Source organism: Acetobacter sp. DmW_043 (assembly GCF_002153485.1).
In the GTDB taxonomy this organism is placed as follows: domain Bacteria; phylum Pseudomonadota; class Alphaproteobacteria; order Acetobacterales; family Acetobacteraceae; genus Acetobacter; species Acetobacter thailandicus.
The window spans coordinates 1-19,447 of sequence record NZ_JOMN01000013.1 but is presented as its reverse complement, the minus strand read 5'-3'; the positions used below and the strand labels follow the sequence as shown (position 1 = coordinate 19,447).

The window sequence follows — 19,447 nt, the reverse complement described above, 5'->3', positions numbered from 1 at the left end:
CCTAACAGAGCAGGAAGTTTCCCTGATCTGGAGTAGCAACATTGCTGGGCGCGCGGCTGTTAAAACATAAACTTTTTATCTCTGCCTCGGTTATATCCTGTCTGACCCTCGAAGCACACAGTGCTTATGCAGCACCATCTCAGATAGAAATGATGGAGCAGCAAATCAGAAATATGCAGAACCAACTTCAGCAAATGAAGGTTCACCAGGCCAAACGTGACCAGGAGATTTTCAGGCTTAAAAAAATCACCGCTGAACACATGCATCGTGTCGGCCAGGAAAAAATAGACGGACCAATCAGATTTAGCGACAACGCAGAACTGTCAAAACGTCCTTTCCTGACAATCGGGCCATCTGACAGAAAAAATTCTCCAACCAGCTATGCCAGCATCACCGGTATGCCTGTCCCTCAGTCAGCAGCATCTTCTGAGAAAAACTTTCTGCATAAAGGACAGTTTAACGTAGGGCGTATCTCTATTACCCTGGGTGGCTTTGTTGAAATGGCCGGCATGTTCCGCTCAAGAAACGAAACATCCGATATCAGTTCAAACTTTGCTACCATCCCCTGGAAACAAAGCCCGAATGCTCATATTAATGAGTATCATCAGTCTGAACGTCAGAGCCGTTTCTCCGCACTTGTGGGCGCCAATATCTCTGACACAAAAAGCGTCTCAGGCTATACCGAGCTTGACTTCCAGGGTGCAGGCTCTTCATCCAACTCACGACAGAGCAACAGTTACGTTCTGCGCTCACGCCTGATGTATGGCGTTTATGAAGACCGCGGCAACGACTTCTATGTTATGGGCGGTCAGTCATGGTCTATGGCAACCATGTTTAAAAAAGGCATGGCTGTACGTAGCGAAGAAGTACCGCTGGTTATCGACGCACAGTATATTCCTGGCTTTACCTGGACCCGAAATACCGGTGTGCGCATTGTTAAGGGCTTCCACAACCACGAATATCATGTTGGTCTTTCGATCGAAAACCCACAATCTATCTGGGGAGGCACGGTCTACACGCCAGAAGGCAAGAAGATCACTTACAACAACGCCGGTGGTCAGGTTTACAACTCAACCACAACCTACTCTACCGATGTTGCTCCCGACGTTATCCTGAAGGGAACAGCTGACCCAAGCTTTGGTCACTTTGAGGCTTATGGTCTTCTGCGCTTCCTGCATGATCGCGTTAGCCATGTCGGTGGCGGCAAAAGCAATACTGCAGTCGCCGGTGGCGGTGGCGGTGGTATGATTATCCCGATTATCAAGCACAAATTTGACTTCGAAGCTTCAGGCCTCGCCGGCTACGGTATCGGGCGCTATGGTACATCTAACCTGCCAGATGCCACAACCCGCATGAACGGCTCACCAGCCCCTCTGCCAGAAGCCCAGGCTCTGGTTGGCCTGATTGGTCACCCCACCAAAACCATCGACGTTTATGCTTATGGCGGTATGGAGCAAATCCTGAGCCGCAGCTCATATAGTGTGAACGGTAAAGCTTACGGTTATGGTAACTCACTGTTTAATGTGGCTGGCTGTAACATAGAGGACAGCCCGCTGACATGTAATGCAAATATCAAAAGGGTCGCTCAGGGCACCCTTGGTTTCTGGTGGCGTTACAGCCAGGGAGCCTATGGTACACTTGCTCTGGGCGCTCAGTTCTCTCACACAGATGTTGCCGGTTTCTCTGGCATTGGTGGCCGCCCGCATACAGACGACAATATGGCCTTTGTTTCTTTGCGCTATATGCCATTCCAGTAAAACACATCATTTCTTTCGCGTTTCAATACGATCAGGCTCTGCCGGCTTTATGCCGGCAGAGCTTTTTTTATCAGATAACAACAACCAGGAAACAACCGTGTATTATTGTGCGGCTGCTCCCGAAGAGACGACCGACGAAATGGCCCGGGCAAATAAAAATACAGCCTCAAAGAGGCTATGCGACCATAAAAACCACAAGGCTCTTTCTATCAGAACCCGTTTCAGGCCAGATGAAAATATCATTGATTTGACTATAATAACGGGCCACTAACCTGAATATGCTGAGGGTATTTAACTCTCAATAGCCGCCAGGTAAGCAATGACAGCATCTTCCGCCAGATGGAAATTCCTGTGAGAAGGATATCTCTGCGCGATGAGAATACTCAGCAACGCCTGACGATCAATTTTGGCCAGGGCTATAAGCTGCTCATGGCTGACCGCGCCTCTCATAATACGTCCGCGTGCCATCCCATTGGCAATAATATAAGAGTATACCAGCGTGCGTGGCGTGGGCGTCAGGTCAAGCCCCCGGGGATGTGTCTGACAGCCACCCAGCAGGGTCACAGATAAAAGCACCACCACTGTGATGCGCTTTGTAAAATAAGTAGAAATATATTTTTTAAAATTAGTCATTAAGCTTGCTCAATATGGTAAAAAAGCCTGCTACGACAACATTGTCACAGGCTTTTTTGATCCACGACAAGCTTAACACCTATCACTCAGCGCGTTTAGATGCCAGTTCGTCGCGAATTTGCTCAAGCAAAATCTCAGTTTTGGTCGGAGCCGGCGGTGCTGCTGGTTTTGCATCCTCACGGACATGCATTTTAGTTAAAGCCTTAATCACCCAGAAAATGACCATAGCGGTAATCAGAAACTGAATAATCGCATTCAGGAACATACCAAGGTTAATGGTAACAGCCCCAACCTTCTGCGCTTCAGCCAGAGAGGTAACGTGCGGGCCCTTAAGGGTGATAAAAACGTTTGAAAAGTCGATACCACCAATAATTAAACCGATAACGGGGTTAAATACATCTTTTACCAGACTGTTTACAACACCGGTAAAAGCAGCACCGACAATGACACCAACAGCCAGGTCGACAACACTTCCACGCATAATAAAAGCACGAAACTCAGAAACCCAGCCCGGCGTATGCACTTTCAACTTGGACTCAGCCATAAAAAACCCCTGTTATCACATGAGAGACCTGCCGTAGTTAAAGAATAAATTACGGCATGGCCAGCTTAGACTAGAAAAGAAAAGATTAAATTAACATCTGTTTTTAAGATTAAATTTTCTTTATCGCTTCATCTGTGACCTGGTTTTACATAAAATATACCTGTCTGATGATAAGTTTGAATAAGAACAGTTGATCACTTTGCAACGTACGGCTATATGCACACGCACGCATATCCCGGTCGGCATCGGGACAACCTTGCCTGAACAGAAAGATTTTTAACATGAAAACCGGCATTCACCCTGACTATCACGAAATTAACGTCGTCATGACCGATGGCAGCGAGTACAAAACACGCTCATGCTATGGCTCAGAAGGCAGCACACTGCGCCTCGATGTTGACACAAAATCTCACCCCGCCTGGACCGGCGTTCAGCGTATGATGGACACCGGGGGCCAGGTTGCAAAGTTCAACAAACGCTTTGCCGGTATCGGTTCTCGCAAGAAATAAAATTTTGCCTTCTGGCAGAACTTGCTTCAGCCCCGCCCCTTGAAAGAGGGAGCGGGGTTTTCCATGTCTGGTATATGGCACAAACGCCCAAACGGGGTTTTGCCATAAAACAACGCAATGACCCGATTATGCTTGCCACACGGGAGCATAGTGACGGTCTGACCTTGCCAGATGAGGAGGTTTTTTTATGTCTTACGATTTTGCCCCCCTGTTTCGTTCAGCTATTGGTTTTGACAGGCTGGCACAGGTGATGGATACAGCAGCGCGCAATACATCGACCGCAAGCTATCCTCCCTATGATATTTCTAAAACAGGAAACGACAGTTACAGCCTGACAATGGCAGTCGCCGGGTTTTCCCCTGACGATATTGAGCTCGTTGTGCAGGATAACACGCTGATTGTCTCCGGCCGTGTTGGCGAGCAGCCAAAAACAGGTGAAGTTTTACACCGGGGCATTGCACGCCGGGCATTCGAGCGGCGCTTTGCCCTGGCTGACCATGCTGAGGTTATAGAAGCCAGAATGGACAATGGCCTTCTCTCTGTTTCTGTGCGGCAGGTCGTGCCTGAGGCACTCAAGCCGCGTCGCATTGCCATTAGTACAGGAGCAGCAACCTCCGAATCCCTGCCGGTTGAAGCCGCGGCAACACAGCTCGCAACTGTAGCAGCATAGCTGCATCAGCCTTAAAGATTAGAAAAAAGGAGGGGTTTTTACCCCTCCTTTTTTTATATTGATGCATTTGCGTCTTGACCTCACGCACTCCCCTCCCCCATATCAACGCCTGCATAGTACGCTGGCACGCACGCACCCTCTTCGGAACGCTCCGAACCGTCGTAAACTGACCGGTGCCTGCATAAGCCGCTGCCCGACGACAGGATAAACCAATGACAACGTTACCGCTGATGCCAAAAGCCACCGCTGTGTGGCTCATTGAAAAGACAGCCCTGAGCTTTATTCAGGTGGCTGAATTTTGCGGCCTGCACCCTCTTGAGGTCCAGGCTATTGCCGATGGCGAAGTCGCTCAGGGCATCGTCGGGTATGACCCGATTGCCAACCGCCAGCTCACACAGGATGAGATCACCCGCTGCGAAGCTAATCCTGATGCCAGACTGAAAATTTTGCCAACCAATAATCCGGTTAAGCGGCGTTCAAAAGGCGCTCGTTACACTCCTGTGGCAAAACGCCATGACCGCCCGGACGGCATTGCATTCCTGCTGCGTAACTTTCCGCAGCTCAATGACCAGGAAATTGTTAAACTACTGGGCACCACTAAAGACACCATCAGCAAAGTGCGTACCAAGCAGCACTGGAACACACCCAATATTAAACCACGTGACCCGGTTACTATTGGTCTGTGCCGCCAGGCTGACCTGAATGCTGCTGTGCAGGCAGCCACGCTGCGCCTTGAACGCGATGGCCAGGAAATTCCACAGCCTTTACCGGCAAGTGCTGAAGAGTTGCATTTTCCTGCTGAGCTGACACATACACACAGCGAAGAAGACTAAAAAAAATCGCTGGCCAGATCAAAATGGCCAGCGATTCGTCTTTTAAGGCGGAGTAAATAAAAAAATCTTCAGGAAGAAAGTCTCTCTATTTCTTCTTTAAGGCGTAGTTTTTTAAGTTTGAGTGTCGTAAGAACCCGCTGGTCAGGCCTTGGACGGCCATCCTCCGATTCAATCTGCTGATCGATGCGTGAATGACGCGATTTCAGATTCGCAATTCTGGACAGAATAGTCATTAGCAACCTCCAACTTATTAACAGGTGGTTTAGGAAGCGTAGCGCAAAAAGAAATTTTTTTTATATGTTTTTTTTAATTTTTAATCGTCCAGGCATGCTCTGACCTCATAACTTTTGCACTGATATCACGTTATTCCGGTCTGCTTTTCAGATATCAGACCGCATAAAAAACTGGCGCCCTGCTCATATTCCGGATCATAATCAGACCTTCTTCATCCTGACTGAGGCACGGTATTATGCTCAATGACCGCAATTTTCTTCTGAGCCAGCTTCATGAGTTACGCAGCGAACATCGTGACCTCGACACGATCATCAACCGCCTTCTTCACAGCGATGGCATTATCGACCAGCTTCAGACAGGACGCCTGAAAAAACGTAAACTTCTCCTGAGAGATAAAATTACATGGCTTGAAAATCAGCTTATCCCTGATGATATTGCCTGATCTTATTTCCTATAGCCTGAGACAGACAGATTGTGACCGTGAACGAAAAAACCGCCTTAGCCGCTTCAGTCATCGACCAGAATACCCAGCCCAAAGTTGGTATTATTATGGGCAGTCAGTCCGACTGGGAAACCATGCGTCATGCTGACCTCATCCTTACAGAGTTTGAAATTCCGCATGAAACACTGATCGTTTCTGCGCACCGCACACCTGACCGACTCGCAGAATATGCCAAAAGCGCCGCAGACCGCGGCCTGAGTGTCATTATTGCCGGTGCAGGCGGTGCAGCGCATCTGCCCGGCATGTGTGCCGCCTGGACACGCCTGCCGGTGCTGGGGGTTCCGGTTGAGTCGCGCGCACTCAAAGGTATGGACAGCCTTCTTTCCATTGTGCAGATGCCAGGTGGTGTACCTGTCGGCACCCTGGCTATCGGTGCATCAGGCGCAAAAAATGCCGCCCTGCTTGCAACTTCTGTTCTTGCTTTACATGACCCGGCTCTTGCCGCACGCCTTGACGCCTGGCGTGCTCTGCAAACTGCCTCTGTTGCCAATGCTCCAGTGACCGAAAACGAATGACCTCTCACATCACAAACGCCCCTCTTGCGCCTAATTCTATCATCGGCATTATCGGCGGAGGGCAGCTTGGGCGTATGTCAGCCATGGCTGCCGCAAAACTGGGTTTCAGAACGCATATTCTGACACAGGAGGCAGACGGCCCTGCAGCTCAGGTTTCTCACGGTATTACAATCGGTGCTTATGACGATTTTGACGCCCTGAACAATTTTGTTCAGTCAGTCGATGTTGTCACATTTGAATTTGAAAATATCAGCGCAGATGCGCTTGATTTTCTCTCAAAACATCGCCCTGTCAGGCCATCAGGACAGATTTTACGTATCAGCCAGGATCGTATTGCCGAAAAAACATTCCTGACTAACGCTGGCATTCCGGTCGCCCCGTGGTGCTCTGTTACTGATCTGCCCTCATTGCAGAATGCTGCTGAGACCCTTGGCTTTCCATTTATCCTGAAAACCACACGTGAGGGATATGACGGCAAAGGTCAGTGCCGCATTTACAGTGCTGGTGACTTTGATAACGCTCTCAGCACATTATCGCCGCACCCTCTGGTGGCAGAGGGCATGGTTAATTTTGCCTGCGAACTCAGCGTGATGGTTGTACGTGGCACAGACGGCACCATTCGCTGTTTTGACCCGGCTCAGAACCACCACGTCAATGGTATCCTTGACCTGACCCTGGCTCCGGCTCCTGTCACGGCAGAAGTCGCACATAAGGCACAGGCACTCGCTGCACAGATAGCTGAACAGCTTGATCTTACAGGCATTACCGGCGTTGAAATGTTTCTCGACCATAAAGCAAATCTGCTGGTTAATGAAATTGCACCACGCCCTCATAATTCAGGGCACTGGACTATGGATGCCTGCCCGGCCGATCAGTTTGATATGCATATTCGGGCTGTTACGGGCATGCCTCTTCCCCCCGCGCGCAGACATTCTGATGCAGTTATGAAAAATCTGGTTGGCCCTGATGATATGGCCCTGTGGCCTCAGATTATCGCAGCGCCTGCTTTACTCCCCCATCTTTACGGTAAGGCCGAGGCACGCCCGGGGCGTAAAATGGGGCATGTCAACATTCTGTTCCCTTATGGCAGCCTGCCAGGTGAATTTGGTGTGCAGGATGCACTTGGCCCACTTGCCGACATAACGGCCACCAGACATTCAGCCTGAATATATGGTCAGAGCAGACCTTCATCACAAAAACTGAAGAAGCTGTTCTGACCGACAATAATATGGTCAAGCACAGTAATATTCATCAGACGCGCGGCGCCCTGAATATGGCGCGTTAACGCAAGGTCATCTGAAGAAGGAGAAGGATCTCCACTCGGGTGATTATGCGACAGCACCAGAAACTGTGCTTTGCAGTTTACGGCTGCATGCACGACCTCTCTGGGATAAATAGGGGCCGTATCTACCGTACCCTGTCCCATAAGTTTTTCGGCAAGCAAACATTTCGCCGAATCAAAGAATAAAACACGGGCCTGCTCTCTCTTTTCCTGTGATAACATCACACGGAGGTAGGCATACAGCCATCTGGTATTGTGTCGTATCCCTTCTTTTTTCAGATGAAATAAATGAGATCGCAGTACAGCCTCTCTGATCAGCTGAAAATAAACGATCAGTGAAGTGTGCTTTTTCAGCTCTTCTGACAACTCTTCAGCTGATGCGCTCAGTATTGCGACAAGAGAACCAAAACGAGCCATCAGGCGTACGACTATCTTTTCGCTATCATGTAAATCAGGAGCAATCGCTCTTAAAAAAGCCTGAAGTAACTGAGCATCATCAATCTTTCCACCAGCAGCTGCAAAACTCTGATAGTCAGCCTCTCTTTCAGCTGCCGGTCGTAATGGATAATGCTCTTCTCTGCTAAATCTGTCTTTTACCCTGTTTTTTATTTTTTTATCTATCATCAGAGCCCCTGGCTCTCACAATCCAGACTCTCCCTCCACGACCGAAAACTCAGCCAGCCGTTTTTTTCCTGAACCAGATGATCATGGAAATCGACTGATAACAACGGAGCCGCCGCCATCAGCTCTTCTATCAGCATCCTCTCCCTCTCCATCTGCTCGCCTGAGGATATATCGTCACAAGCAAGTCGCACCGTAATCAATGCAGACGCATGATAAGCCAGAGCACGCCTCAGCAGCGCAACAGCCATACTGCACGCTGCATGGCTCCCGAGTGCAGCACTCCGGTCAGAAGAAGTAAGGCCCGCAGCGCCTCCCTCTTCAATAATGTCATCCACCAGAATCTGATTTTTACTATCAAGAAAAAGCGCATGTAACTGCCCGCCAGGCAGACCCGCTAATGTAACATTACAATAGGTTATCAGTGCATCCCAGTTACTGATATCAAAGCGTTCTGCTCTCCCGTCAGAAAAACTTAAACGCTCATTCAGGACTGGAATAAGAGCCAGAAGCCGCAAAGCCGCAGGGCCTGCGCCATGCCTGCGCAGCTCTTTTTCTGAGGCTGTCAAAACCCCCGACAAGGAACCAAAGGCATTGATAAGGGTCTTGGCCAGCGGCTTTGTATCGCGCCTTGGCACGCCAGGAAAAAGCAGCATCTCCAGCACCTCATAATCCTGCAATGTGCCAGCACCCTGAGACATAACACGCTCACGCATGCGCTGACGATGACCAGCCCCCCCCGTACTGGCAAAAACCTGTCTCAAATCAGCTCCCTTTCTATATCTTTTTGATGTATGCCTTTGACCTTACAAGCAAACTCTTATACCTTATCCACCCACTACTCTTTAGAGTAATTATTAATATAGAACAGGAGAAATGACAATTTCAGAGTATTCTCCTCCCCCTTATTCTTCTGAAAATACAGAAGATAATAAAGATTATTTATCACGCCTCAATACAGAACAGCGTAATGCCATTGAAACAACTGATGGCCCGCTTCTTGTTCTTGCTGGTGCCGGGACCGGAAAAACACGTGTACTGACAACACGCTTCGCACATATTCTGCTGACCGGGCGAGCTAAGCCGTGGCAGATTCTGGCGGTCACCTTTACAAACAAAGCCTCCCGCGAAATGCGCGAGCGCGTTAATGCCATTTTAGGTACCGAAACAGAACGACTCTGGCTGGGCACATTCCATGCATTGTGCACCCGTATGCTACGCCAGCACCCCGAATGCGCTGGCCTGACACATAATTTTACCATTCTCGATACAGACGATCAGCTCCGCCTTCTCAGACAGGTGATGGAGCCATGGTACATTGACACCAAACGCTGGCCGGCCCCTGGTCTGATGGGAGTTATACAACGCTGGAAAGATCGTGGCCTGACGCCCTCCGCTGTGACGGATGCAGAGGACTGCGATTTTGCAGCCGGACATGCCCGGGCCATTTATGCCGCTTATCAGACCCGCCTGCGCGAACTTGATGCCTGTGATTTTGGCGACCTGATGCTGCATGTCACAGAAATGCTGCGCACTCACCCTGAGATACTGGCACATTATCAGCGCCTGTTTCGCTATATACTCGTCGACGAGTATCAGGATACAAACACGGTTCAGTACCTCTGGCTGCGCCTGCTGGCACGCAGACAGGGTGAAGTCTCTAACATTTGCTGTGTAGGCGACGACGACCAGTCAATATATTCGTGGCGCGGTGCAGAAATAGCCAATATTCTCCGCTTTGAGCAGGACTTCCCCGGAGCTCAGGTTGTACGTCTTGAGCGCAACTACCGCTCCACCCGGCATATTCTCGGGGCAGCCGCAGGGCTTATTGCCCATAATACAGAGCGCCTGGGCAAAACACTGCGCACAGGTCGCGATGATAACCAGCCTGCGGCAAAGGTTGTTGTGACCGGAGTGGAAGACTCTGAGATAGAGGCTCTGGCTATCTGCACAGAGGCTGATTCCCTGCACAGACAAGGCCATTCGCTGGCCGAAATGGCCATTCTGGTACGGGCAGGCTTTCAGACACGCGCCTTTGAAGAACGACTGATGCAGACAGGGCTGCCCTATCGTATTATCGGCGGCACCCGTTTTTATGAACGGGCTGAAATTCGTGATGCTCTGGCTTACCTGCGCCTGTTACATAACCCGGCAGATAACCTGGCATTTGAACGTATTATCAACGTACCAAAACGTGGCATTGGCCCGGCAAGCCTGCAAAAACTTCATACAGCCTCACGCAGCGAACAGGTCCCTTTATTTGCCGGCACGGAGATGATGTTAAGCCGCGGAGAGCTGAAGGGAAAAATTGCAGAACACCTTAACAGCTTTGTCAGCGCACTTCTCAGCACGCAAAGCCTCCTTCAGCGCGAAGGACACGTACAAGCCGCCGAATATCTGCTTGAGGCCAGCGGCTACCTCGATATGTGGCGTAATGACCGCTCACCCGAAGCACCAGGGAGGCTGGAGAATCTGAAGGAGCTGGTGCGTGCTCTGACAGATTTTGGCACGTTAGGAAAGTTTCTTGAGCATATTGCTCTGGTTATGGAGCACGATGACAAAACCGCCAGTGAAGCCAAACTCTCTCTCATGACACTGCACGGTGCTAAAGGCCTGGAATTTGATATTGTCTTCCTGCCAGGATGGGAGGAAGGGGTTTTCCCCTCGCAGCGCACTCTGGATGACGGTGGACAGAAAGGCCTGGAAGAAGAACGCCGCCTTGCCTATGTGGGCATTACCCGCGCACGCCTGCATGCCCTGATTTACCATGCCGGCCGGCGCCGCACCTATACAGGCTGGCAGCCATCCATGCCCAGCCGCTTTCTTGATGAACTGCCTGAAGAGCACGTTACCCGCAAAAATGACGGTATACCACGTCAGAAAAGCCTGCGTGATGAATCGCTTTTCAGTCAGGGTATTATGAATAATGGCCACAGACAGGGTTCCTTCTCCGCCTCCTCCGGAGGTCCTTCTTTCCAGCCTGGTGAACAGGTCACCCACCCCCGCTTTGGCAATGGCATCGTGCTGAATGTAGAGCACACCCATCTTGAAATTGTTTTTGAAAATGGCCAGACAAAGCGTCTCCTTTCCTCTTTTGTAAAGAAAATCTGATGACCGCTCCCTCCCGCAGACACGCTACGGCTCTTGAAACGGTCTCGGTTACCATTCCGGAGAGTGCTGTCGAGGCCTACGAAAACGCCATAGGCACCGTATGCACCACGGTTGGCCTGTTTGAAGCTAACCCTGAGGGCACTCTATGGCGTGTTGAGGGTGTTAAAGATGCAGGGCATCGCGATGATGAACTTGCTGCGGCTCTGGCTCTGGCCAGTCTGATAAGCTCTGTTGACGCCCCTCTGCACCGCGAAGCGACTGAGGCTGAAGGCTGGCTTGCCCGCACCTATGAATCTTTCCCCGAACAACAGGTCGGGCAACGTTTCGTTATTCGTGGCACACACCTGCCTGACACCCCTGATAAAACCCGTATCGTGCTGACACTTGATGCCGGCGTGGCCTTCGGCTCGGGCGAACATGGCTCAACCCGTGGCTGCCTGCGTGCCCTTGAATGGATGGCTTACCGCAAACCGCGCCGCATCCTCGATCTGGGGTGTGGTTCGGGCATTCTGGCCATGGCTGCAGCGGCCCTGCTGCACCGTAAAGTTCTCGCTGTAGATATCGAGCCCTGGTCTGTGCGGGTTTCAGCGTCCAACGCCGCACGCAACAGGCTGGCACATGCCCTGACATGCCGGCTGGGCAATGGCTGGCGTACCCCTGAAATTCGCCGTCAGGCACCTTATGATCTTGTCTTTGCTAATATTCTGGCACGCCCTCTTTGCCTGATGGCCAAAGACATGGCGATCAACCTGGCACCTGGCGGCACTGCCATTCTTGCAGGCCTGCTGCGCACCCAGATTCCTATGGTACTAAGCGCTCACCGCCGTCAGGGGCTGGTTTTAGAAAAAACCTTTGCAGAAGGTGACTGGGCCACTCTGGTACTGCGCAAGCCGTTCGCCCTGCCCGCACATAAATCATGATTATCTGATAACCTGCTCTCATACTCCCCTGAGTATGGGAGCTTGCCTGTTTTCTGATCTGTTATTTTCACTATGAGGTCTCTTTTATGCCTTCCACGTCTGCCAGCCGTCTTGCCGCCCTCCGCACCCTTCTTAAACAGGAGCAGCTTGACGGACTTATCATTCCGCACAGTGATGAGTTTCTGGGAGAATACATTCCCGCCTGTGCAGAACGTCTGGCATGGGCAACAGGCTTTACCGGCAGTGCCGGCCTGGCGATTGCCCTGAACTCAGCAGCCTCTGTCTTTTCTGACGGACGTTATATTACGCAAATGGATCAGCAGGTTGATCAGGCCAGCTGGCAGTGTAACCATATTTACGAAACACCCCCCTCACTCTGGCTGGCACAGAATACCTCAGCCGGGCAGCGTATCGGCTATGATGCCCGCACTATCAGCCACTCTGAACTCAGCGCTATTAAAGCCGCCAGCTCACATCTCGAATTTATTGCCACCAGCGGCAACCTGATCGACCGTTTATGGACTGACCGGCCAGCTTTCCCCGCTGGTCCTGCTGCCGTTCATCCACTTGTTTATGCTGGCGAGGCCTCTCTCAGCAAACGCACGAGACTGGCTCAAAAACTTACGGCAACCGGAGCCGATGCTGTTGTGCTCAGCGATTCTGCCTCTGTCGCCTGGCTGCTGAATATTCGCGGGCGTGATATTCCGTGCACACCTGTGGTCCTGGCCTTTGCCCTGCTGCATAAAGATGCAAGCGTTGACCTGTTTATTGAGCGCAGCAAACTGCCAGAAGATGTTAAGACCTGGCTGGGTGATGACGTTCGTATTCATGCTCCTGAGCAGATGGAGCAGGTTCTGGCTACCCTTAAAGGAAAAACAGTCAGTGTTGACCCGGCAACCAGCGCTGTATGGTTTGCAGAGACACTAACGCATTATCATGCTGTTATTAAAGAAAATTCAGACCCATGCCTGCTTCCCAAAGCTCTGAAAAATGCCACCGAACAGGCAGGCGCGCGCGAAGCGCACCTTAAAGATGGTGCCGCTCTGTGCCGTTTCCTTCACTGGCTGGATGAACATGCACACACCACATCAGAACTTGAAGCCGCAATAAAGCTCGACTCTTTTCGTGCTGAGGAGGAAGGGTATTGTGAGGAATCCTTTAATGCGATTTCTGGTGCAGGGCCTAACGGGGCTGTCATTCATTACCGCGTCACCAAAGAAAGCAACCGCCCTCTGCACGCAAATGAGGTGTATCTGATTGATAGCGGCGGGCAATACCCCGAAGGTACAACCGACGTCACCCGCACGGTGTGGACCGGCCCTGACACCCCGCCACAGCAGCTTAAAGAAACATTTACCAGAGTACTTAAAGGGAACCTCCGCCTGGGGCGTGTGTGCTTTCCGGCCGGTACAGCCGGTCACGCGCTTGATACGCTGGCCCGGTTTGACCTGTGGCAGGCCGGACTTGATTACGACCATGGCACCGGCCATGGTGTTGGCAGCTTTCTTTCTGTGCATGAAGGGCCTGTACGCATCTCTAAAGTGCCCGGCTCGATTGCTGTTCAGGAAGGGATGATTCTCTCCAACGAGCCTGGTTATTATAAAACCGGTGCGTTTGGCATACGCCTTGAAACGCTGATTCTGGCTCAGCCCTTCATGGCTAACGACAACGTGAAACCCTTCCTGTCGTTTGAAACACTCACACTTGTACCATTTGACCGCACACTGACAGACCTGAAAACACTGGGAGCAGAGGACACCGAACGGCTCAATGCCTACCACGCCCGCGTGCTCAGGCTGATTGGCCCCCGCCTGCAGGGTGAAGCCCGTTTATGGCTTGAGAAGGCCTGCGCTCCCCTCGTCTGAGTATAGCTGCCTCGACAAAATGGTATAGTCACGCAAATGGGAATCGCATCGACCGGTAAACAGGCGCAAAAAGAGCGGGCAACGTAAGGAGCTTCGAGTATGACTAAAGACAGCAAGACTATTCCTGCAACCCTTATTCCAGGGGACGGTATTGGTCCGGAAATTATGGACTCAGTCGTCGAGATTCTGGATACTGTCGGTGCCCCGTTCGTATGGGACAAACAACTCGCCGGCATGGCAGGAGTAGATGCGGTCAACGACCCACTGCCCAAACAGACCATTGAAAGTATCCGCCGTACGTCTCTGGCTCTCAAAGGCCCGCTGACAACACCTGTTGGTGGTGGCTTCAAGTCAATTAACGTCACAATGCGCCAGGAGTTTGGCCTGTTCGCTAATATGCGCCCGACCAAAACCATCATTCCTGGTGGCCGTTACGAAGATATTGACTTCGTTATGTTCCGTGAAAACCTTGAGGGCTACTACGCTGCTATGGAACATTATGTTCCTGTCGGTGATGACCCAAAAGGAATCGCTCTGAGCACCGGCTACAACTCACGTGCTGAGTGTCGTCGTATTGTTAAATTTGCGTTCGACTATGCTGTTGCCAACAACCGTAAAACGGTAACGCTGGTTCATAAAGCTAACATTCTTAAACTGCTGACCGGTATCTTCCTTGAAGAAGGCCGCAAAGTTGCAGAAGAATATAAAGGCCGCGTTGAATTCAACGACCGTATTGTTGATGCCTGTGCAATGCAGCTTGTCACTAACCCATGGCAGTTTGATGTTATCGTAACAACGAACCTGTTTGGTGACATCCTCTCCGACCTGGCATCGGGTCTTATTGGCGGCCTGGGTATGGCACCTGGTGCAAATATTGGCGAAAAAGCTGCTGTGTTTGAAGCTGTTCATGGCTCAGCTCCTGACATCGCCGGTAAAGGCCTTGCCAACCCGCTGGCCCTGCTTATGGCAGCAGTTATGATGCTGCAGCATGTTGGCCGTCAGGACCTGGCTGACCGCATTAACCATGGCATCAAAAAAACCATCACAGAGGGCGGTATTCGCACCAAAGACCTGGGTGGCAATGCAACCACAAAAGATCTGACTGCAGCTCTGAAACAGCAGCTTTCCTGATCTGATATTACGAAGAGGAGGATTTTCCTCCTCTTCTTACAAACAGACACAGTGCCGGAAGAGTGACAGAACAATGAGCACATTATTCCCCGGGCTGTGGCCTGTTCTGCCACTTTTACCAGTCTGTGAAATCAAAGTAACGCAACCGCCTGGAACACTGTCACCAGAAATCCAGACTGAAGCCAGCCATATATGGGCGAAAGCCTGTGAAGCACGGCCTGAGTTATTTAACGGCTGTGTTTTTTCTGCAGACCATGTCAGCCGCACCTGTATTACCGGACACTGGACAGAATATCGCCTGGTGCTGGCACAGATGAAAAATCCCTCTCTTTTCAGCAAGCTAAAGCTTAACCCTCTTGCCGTGACCGGCCTGCTGCGCACCCCGCAGGGGTACGTTTTAGGGCGCAGACACCCCTCCTCCGTTTACCAGGGGAATTTCTGGCAAAGCCCACCCGCTGGCAGTATCGAAAAACGTGAGGCATCTGACGCCGTTAATCTGAAAGAACAGCTTCTGGCTGAAGCAGAAGAAGAACTCGGACTTCCCCCGGACAGCATCGAAGTCAGTTCACCCCGACTGATCGTCAGGCACCCTGGCACCCGCATTCTCGATGTCTGCCTCTATATGACCACCCACCTGACTTTCGACGCGGTCGAAACATGCTGGAAGCAGAGTGGCAACACAGAATATGACCAGCTTATTTTGTTAACGGACCAGCACATTGCTCAATGGGCAAAACGGCCCGACCTTCTGCCAACCAGCAAAGCGCTCCTGAACTGCCGTCCTGCTGTATAATATTTTAAAGCTTTTTTATAAAATACGCTGTTAACACCGGATAGTATACAGCATACATAGCGGCCTGACCTTGCCTCAACTGTAAACTATGCCAAGGCACGGGACATTTTATCTGCCCTCTTCAGAAAACAGCTGTGTTACTTTTCCTGTTTTCTATTGTCAGTCTGGCAGGAAGAAAAACAAGATCACCTCTGAAAGCAGAGGCGATCTTTAAAGAATTTCAGCTCACTTCGAGACCAATCTGCCTGATATCATGGAAGCTGATATCGGGATTTTGCTCCTGCGTACGACGCATCATGAAAGAGGATGATGCAAGAAAAACAGGGTGATCATCAAGGTCATCCGCCATTGCGCTACGGTTCACCTGAGCAAAGGATTCAATTTTATCACGTGGCCCGGAAACCCAGCGCGCCAGCGAGAACGGCACTGCATCAAAGCCTATGGCCACACCATATTCAGCTTTAAGGCGAGCCTGCAAAACATCAAGCTGGAGGGTACCAACAACGCCAACAATCGGCTGCGCACCATCCTGGGGGCGGAATAACTGCACAACGCCTTCCTCGGCCAGCTGCATCAGCGCCTGTTTCAGCTTTTTAGCTTTCATAGCATCATCAAGCCTGACACGACGCAAAATCTCCGGAGCAAAATGCGGCACCCCGGTAAATTGCAGGTCTTCATTCTCAGTCAGTGTATCACCAATGCGCAGGGTACCATGATTGGGAATACCGACCACATCCCCTGCAAAAGCTTCTTCAGCCAGCTGACGATCACGTGCAAAAAAGAACTGTGGCGTATGTACAGCAAAGCTCTTACCCGTGCGGGCATGGCGCAGCCGCATACCGCGTACCAGCTTGCCCGAACAAATACGGGCAAAGGCAATACGGTCACGGTGATTAGGGTCCATATTCGCCTGGATTTTAAACACCAGAGCCGTCATATCAGGCTCAGCAGCACTGACCGTGCGGTTTTCAGCCTTCTGATCGCGCGGAGACGGACCAAACGCCACCAGAGCATCCAGCAGGTCAAGAACACCGATTTCTTTCATCGCACTGCCAAAGAAAACAGGTGTCAGATGACCCGCATCAAAAGCCTCACGGTCAAACTCAGGTAAAGCGGCTTCTGCCAGCTCGAGCTCTTCTGCCAGCTGCACACGCCTGGGATCAGTTTCAGGAATATCCTCCTGAGTATGAAGCTTTTTCGTTAAAAAATCATACGTACCGATAAAGCCCGCAGCACGTCCGACCGGCCAGGTTGCCGGGGCTGTGTCAAGCGCCAGCGACGAACCAACCTCATCAAGCAAAGCAAATGGGTCCTGTGCTTCACGGTCCATTTTATTGATAAAGGTAACGATAGGAATATCACGCAGACGGCAGATTTCGAACAGTTTGCGTGTACGGTCCTCAATACCTTTGGCCGCATCAATAACCATAACAGCAGAATCAACGGCCGTCAGAGTACGATATGTATCTTCAGAGAAGTCTTCATGGCCCGGGGTATCAAGCAGATTAAAAATACACCCGCCATATTCAAACGTCATAACCGAACTGACAACTGAAATACCACGGTCACGTTCGATATTCATCCAGTCAGAGCGGGTTCTGCGACGTTCGCCCTTGGCACGCACATTACCGGCAAGCTGAATAGCACCGCCGGCACGCAGAATACGTTCTGTCAGGGTTGTTTTACCAGCATCCGGATGGGAAATGATAGCAAACGTACGACGACGCGCGATTTCCGTGGTCAGTTCAGTTACGGGCATATCATCAGGCATGGCAGCTCATCCGGCTGGAAAAGAAAACAGGGTAAAACGGCAAACGCCGGGCAGAGGCAAAGCCCCACCCGGCGTTGTGCTGATCAAAAACGAAACTATTAACGTGAATAGAATTCGACGACCAGGTTTGGTTCCATCTGTACCGGATAAGGTACGTCAGAGAATTTAGGACCACGCAGGAAGGTGCCCTTCATCTGGCGGTGATCAGCTTCCATATATTCAGGAACGTCACGCTCATTGGTCTGCGTCGCGTCAAGAACGATAGCAAGCTGTTTTGATTTTTCACGCAGTTCGATAACGTCACCATCTTTAACAAGGTAAGACGGGATGTTCATTTTACGACCATTAACCGTGATGTGGCCATGGTTGATGAACTGACGTGCTGCGAACGGTGTGATCGCAAATTTCATACGGTAAATTACCGCATCCAGACGACGCTCGAGCAGGTTGATCAGGTTTTCTGATGTATCACCTTTACGACGAACAGCTTCCTGGTAGTAACGACGGAACTGTTTTTCGCTGATGTTACCGTAGTAACCTTTCAGCTTCTGCTTAGCCATCAGCTGTACTGAGAAGTCAGATGGTTTGCTTTTACGACGCTGCCCGTGCTGACCTGGGCCATACTCACGGCGGTTAACCGGAGATTTTGCACGGCCCCAGAGGTTTACACCCAGGCGGCGGTTAATTTTGTACTTGCTCTCAAGGCGCTTAGACATCTGGCGCTCTTCACTTCCATTTCTGCCAGAAAACAAAAACTGAACACAGTTTTCTTTCTCTGACGATTACACCGGTAGTCTCTGTCCCCCACGGATCAGAGCGGGCACAACTCGTATCACTGGCAAACGGGAGCATAAATCCGTTCGCGGCAGCCGACCTGTCCACATTCCCGACAATGAGAGTTGCCATTACGTAAAGGTGCCTCTTCTGTCAACTTATCTTTGCATACTTAACACAAATATTCGGTGATATATAAAGAGAAGTAAGTCAGGCTGCCCACGTGATATTTGCAACCAGCTTATAAACACAGGCTGTCGGCTATAATCAAAGGAGCTCTTTGTATGCCCGTTACCAAAAAATGGGGACTATTTGTCGGCTTAGGCATCTCCCTTATTTTACTTGGCTTTGCTGCCTGTATCGACACTGTATTTGTCACACTGGCCAGCACAATTTTCATTGGATTCGTACTGATCGTTGGTGGAGCAGCACAGCTTTTTCACGCATTTGCAGTTAAAGACTGGGGAGGATTCTTCTTCTCACTCATCGCAGGGCTTCTTTATATTCTCGCCGGAGTTTTTATCATCCAGGAGCCCGTTGCCGGCGCGACAATGATCACGCTTTTCGCCTCAGCCTGTTTTATCGCCGCAGGTATAACGCGCTGCATTATGGCGGTGAAGCACCGCGCACTACATGGCTGGGGCATTATTTTATTTAGTGGCCTCATCAGTCTGGTTGTCGGTTTTTGCCTGTATTTCACCCTGCCATGGTCAGGGTTGTGGCTGATCGGCACATTTGTTGCTGTTGAGCTGATAATTAGCGGCATGAGCTGGCTGCAGCTGGGCCTGGCACTGCGCAGAAGTCAAGCATCCTGATTTAAAAATAGTCAGAACAAAAAAAGACCTCTCATTAAATATGAGAGGTCTTTTTCCATAAAAACTACTTAGGCTCAGGACTCATTCTTTGAGATAGAAGATAAAGCTTGCAGCGATATGGATTGCGGACATGAAGGTATGAGCGCAGCGGTCGTATCGTGTTGCCA

At 50.7% G+C, this 19,447-nt stretch carries 20 protein-coding genes; 13 read left to right on the top strand and 7 right to left on the bottom strand.

Annotated features, from left to right (window positions below; genetic code table 11):
- Window positions 1–194: 194 nt before the first annotated feature.
- On the top strand, window positions 195–1,757 hold the full coding sequence (locus HK11_RS04235) for a hypothetical protein (RefSeq protein ID WP_233127784.1): 1,563 nt from the start codon (window positions 195–197) through the stop codon (window positions 1,755–1,757).
- A 291-nt stretch (window positions 1,758–2,048) separates the two neighbouring features.
- Here the strand turns inward: HK11_RS04235 and HK11_RS04225 are convergent, their stop codons facing one another.
- The gene (locus HK11_RS04225; protein WP_086554103.1) at window positions 2,049–2,390 is read right to left on the bottom strand and encodes a hypothetical protein; all 342 of its coding nucleotides are present in this window, start codon (window positions 2,388–2,390) and stop codon (window positions 2,049–2,051) included.
- 82 nt (window positions 2,391–2,472) lie between these two features.
- Complete coding sequence (mscL, locus tag HK11_RS04220; protein ID WP_086554102.1) at window positions 2,473–2,934, bottom strand: large-conductance mechanosensitive channel protein MscL; 462 nt, start codon at window positions 2,932–2,934, stop codon at window positions 2,473–2,475.
- A gap of 281 nt (window positions 2,935–3,215) precedes the next feature.
- On the opposite strand from mscL, the gene rpmE reads away from it, so the two are divergent.
- The 3 genes from rpmE to HK11_RS04205 all read left to right on the top strand — a co-directional run bounded on the left by rpmE (window position 3,216) and on the right by HK11_RS04205 (window position 4,946).
- A complete protein-coding gene (gene rpmE, locus HK11_RS04215) occupies window positions 3,216–3,443 on the top strand; it encodes a 50S ribosomal protein L31 (protein ID WP_086554101.1) in 228 nt (75 codons plus the stop codon).
- 187 nt (window positions 3,444–3,630) lie between these two features.
- Complete coding sequence (locus HK11_RS04210; protein WP_086554100.1) at window positions 3,631–4,113, top strand: Hsp20 family protein; 483 nt, start codon at window positions 3,631–3,633, stop codon at window positions 4,111–4,113.
- Window positions 4,114–4,325: 212 nt separating this feature from the next.
- Window positions 4,326–4,946 carry a DUF1013 domain-containing protein gene (locus HK11_RS04205; RefSeq protein WP_086554099.1) on the top strand — a complete coding sequence of 207 codons (621 nt, stop codon included), beginning with the start codon at window positions 4,326–4,328 and terminating at the stop codon, window positions 4,944–4,946.
- 68 nt (window positions 4,947–5,014) lie between these two features.
- Here the strand turns inward: HK11_RS04205 and HK11_RS04200 are convergent, their stop codons facing one another.
- Window positions 5,015–5,179 carry a DUF465 domain-containing protein gene (locus HK11_RS04200; RefSeq protein ID WP_086554098.1) on the bottom strand — a complete coding sequence of 55 codons (165 nt, stop codon included), beginning with the start codon at window positions 5,177–5,179 and terminating at the stop codon, window positions 5,015–5,017.
- Window positions 5,180–5,415: 236 nt separating this feature from the next.
- Here HK11_RS04200 and HK11_RS04195 point away from each other — a divergent pair, with 236 nt between their 5' ends.
- From HK11_RS04195 to HK11_RS04185, 3 genes are read left to right on the top strand one after another with little or no spacing between them, the layout of a single operon-like run.
- Complete coding sequence (locus HK11_RS04195; protein ID WP_086554097.1) at window positions 5,416–5,622, top strand: YdcH family protein; 207 nt, start codon at window positions 5,416–5,418, stop codon at window positions 5,620–5,622.
- Window positions 5,623–5,660: 38 nt separating this feature from the next.
- Window positions 5,661–6,197 (top strand): 5-(carboxyamino)imidazole ribonucleotide mutase, encoded by a 537-nt coding sequence (purE, locus tag HK11_RS04190; protein WP_255375960.1) that lies wholly within the window; start codon window positions 5,661–5,663, stop codon window positions 6,195–6,197.
- Entirely contained in the window at window positions 6,194–7,363 is a 1,170-nt protein-coding gene (locus HK11_RS04185; RefSeq protein ID WP_086554096.1) for a 5-(carboxyamino)imidazole ribonucleotide synthase, read from the top strand. The genes purE and HK11_RS04185 overlap by 4 nt, the downstream gene beginning before the upstream one ends.
- Window positions 7,364–7,371: 8 nt before the next feature.
- On the opposite strand, the gene HK11_RS04180 is transcribed toward HK11_RS04185, so the two are convergent.
- Both HK11_RS04180 and HK11_RS04175 read right to left on the bottom strand, forming a co-directional pair.
- Window positions 7,372–8,103, bottom strand: coding sequence for a RadC family protein (locus tag HK11_RS04180; protein WP_086554095.1), 732 nt, complete (start codon window positions 8,101–8,103; stop codon window positions 7,372–7,374).
- Window positions 8,103–8,864 (bottom strand): RadC family protein, encoded by a 762-nt coding sequence (locus HK11_RS04175; protein ID WP_086554094.1) that lies wholly within the window; start codon window positions 8,862–8,864, stop codon window positions 8,103–8,105. The genes HK11_RS04180 and HK11_RS04175 overlap by 1 nt, the downstream gene beginning before the upstream one ends.
- Window positions 8,865–8,976: 112 nt before the next feature.
- Here HK11_RS04175 and HK11_RS04170 point away from each other — a divergent pair, with 112 nt between their 5' ends.
- From HK11_RS04170 to HK11_RS04150, 5 genes are all read left to right on the top strand, one after another.
- Window positions 8,977–11,211: an ATP-dependent helicase gene (locus HK11_RS04170; RefSeq protein ID WP_086554093.1), complete on the top strand. Its 2,235-nt coding sequence runs from the start codon at window positions 8,977–8,979 to the stop codon at window positions 11,209–11,211.
- The gene (locus tag HK11_RS04165) at window positions 11,211–12,131 is read left to right on the top strand and encodes a 50S ribosomal protein L11 methyltransferase (RefSeq protein WP_086554092.1); all 921 of its coding nucleotides are present in this window, start codon (window positions 11,211–11,213) and stop codon (window positions 12,129–12,131) included. The genes HK11_RS04170 and HK11_RS04165 overlap by 1 nt, the downstream gene beginning before the upstream one ends.
- Before the next feature lie 86 nt (window positions 12,132–12,217).
- Entirely contained in the window at window positions 12,218–13,996 is a 1,779-nt protein-coding gene (locus HK11_RS04160) for an aminopeptidase P family protein (RefSeq protein WP_086554091.1), read from the top strand.
- Window positions 13,997–14,095: 99 nt separating this feature from the next.
- Window positions 14,096–15,127: an isocitrate/isopropylmalate dehydrogenase family protein gene (locus tag HK11_RS04155; protein ID WP_086554090.1), complete on the top strand. Its 1,032-nt coding sequence runs from the start codon at window positions 14,096–14,098 to the stop codon at window positions 15,125–15,127.
- Between the two features lie 73 nt (window positions 15,128–15,200).
- On the top strand, window positions 15,201–15,920 hold the full coding sequence (locus HK11_RS04150) for a phosphohydrolase (protein ID WP_086554089.1): 720 nt from the start codon (window positions 15,201–15,203) through the stop codon (window positions 15,918–15,920).
- 220 nt (window positions 15,921–16,140) lie between these two features.
- Here the strand turns inward: HK11_RS04150 and HK11_RS04145 are convergent, their stop codons facing one another.
- Window positions 16,141–17,691, bottom strand: a complete 1,551-nt coding sequence (locus tag HK11_RS04145) for a peptide chain release factor 3 (protein WP_086554088.1) — start codon at window positions 17,689–17,691, stop codon at window positions 16,141–16,143.
- A 98-nt stretch (window positions 17,692–17,789) separates the two neighbouring features.
- On the bottom strand, window positions 17,790–18,407 hold the full coding sequence (gene rpsD, locus HK11_RS04140) for a 30S ribosomal protein S4 (RefSeq protein ID WP_086554087.1): 618 nt from the start codon (window positions 18,405–18,407) through the stop codon (window positions 17,790–17,792).
- A 342-nt stretch (window positions 18,408–18,749) separates the two neighbouring features.
- Here rpsD and HK11_RS04130 point away from each other — a divergent pair, with 342 nt between their 5' ends.
- Window positions 18,750–19,280 (top strand): HdeD family acid-resistance protein, encoded by a 531-nt coding sequence (locus tag HK11_RS04130; RefSeq protein WP_086554085.1) that lies wholly within the window; start codon window positions 18,750–18,752, stop codon window positions 19,278–19,280.
- The last annotated feature ends 167 nt before the right edge of the window (window positions 19,281–19,447 follow it).

Excerpts from the sequence above, each read along its gene's own strand:
- HK11_RS04235 (WP_233127784.1), top strand. The coding sequence starts at position 195 with ATGAAGGTTCACCAGGCCAAACGTGACCAGGAGATTTTCAGGCTTAAA.
- HK11_RS04225 (WP_086554103.1), bottom strand. The coding sequence starts at position 2,390 with ATGACTAATTTTAAAAAATATATTTCTACTTATTTTACAAAGCGCATC.
- mscL (WP_086554102.1), bottom strand. The coding sequence starts at position 2,934 with ATGGCTGAGTCCAAGTTGAAAGTGCATACGCCGGGCTGGGTTTCTGAG.
- rpmE (WP_086554101.1), top strand. The coding sequence starts at position 3,216 with ATGAAAACCGGCATTCACCCTGACTATCACGAAATTAACGTCGTCATG.
- HK11_RS04210 (WP_086554100.1), top strand. The coding sequence starts at position 3,631 with ATGTCTTACGATTTTGCCCCCCTGTTTCGTTCAGCTATTGGTTTTGAC.
- HK11_RS04205 (WP_086554099.1), top strand. The coding sequence starts at position 4,326 with ATGACAACGTTACCGCTGATGCCAAAAGCCACCGCTGTGTGGCTCATT.
- HK11_RS04200 (WP_086554098.1), bottom strand. The coding sequence starts at position 5,179 with ATGACTATTCTGTCCAGAATTGCGAATCTGAAATCGCGTCATTCACGC.
- HK11_RS04195 (WP_086554097.1), top strand. The coding sequence starts at position 5,416 with ATGCTCAATGACCGCAATTTTCTTCTGAGCCAGCTTCATGAGTTACGC.
- HK11_RS04185 (WP_086554096.1), top strand. The coding sequence starts at position 6,194 with ATGACCTCTCACATCACAAACGCCCCTCTTGCGCCTAATTCTATCATC.
- HK11_RS04180 (WP_086554095.1), bottom strand. The coding sequence starts at position 8,103 with ATGATAGATAAAAAAATAAAAAACAGGGTAAAAGACAGATTTAGCAGA.
- HK11_RS04170 (WP_086554093.1), top strand. The coding sequence starts at position 8,977 with ATGACAATTTCAGAGTATTCTCCTCCCCCTTATTCTTCTGAAAATACA.
- HK11_RS04165 (WP_086554092.1), top strand. The coding sequence starts at position 11,211 with ATGACCGCTCCCTCCCGCAGACACGCTACGGCTCTTGAAACGGTCTCG.
- HK11_RS04160 (WP_086554091.1), top strand. The coding sequence starts at position 12,218 with ATGCCTTCCACGTCTGCCAGCCGTCTTGCCGCCCTCCGCACCCTTCTT.
- HK11_RS04155 (WP_086554090.1), top strand. The coding sequence starts at position 14,096 with ATGACTAAAGACAGCAAGACTATTCCTGCAACCCTTATTCCAGGGGAC.
- HK11_RS04150 (WP_086554089.1), top strand. The coding sequence starts at position 15,201 with ATGAGCACATTATTCCCCGGGCTGTGGCCTGTTCTGCCACTTTTACCA.
- HK11_RS04145 (WP_086554088.1), bottom strand. The coding sequence starts at position 17,691 with ATGCCTGATGATATGCCCGTAACTGAACTGACCACGGAAATCGCGCGT.
- rpsD (WP_086554087.1), bottom strand. The coding sequence starts at position 18,407 with ATGTCTAAGCGCCTTGAGAGCAAGTACAAAATTAACCGCCGCCTGGGT.
- HK11_RS04130 (WP_086554085.1), top strand. The coding sequence starts at position 18,750 with ATGCCCGTTACCAAAAAATGGGGACTATTTGTCGGCTTAGGCATCTCC.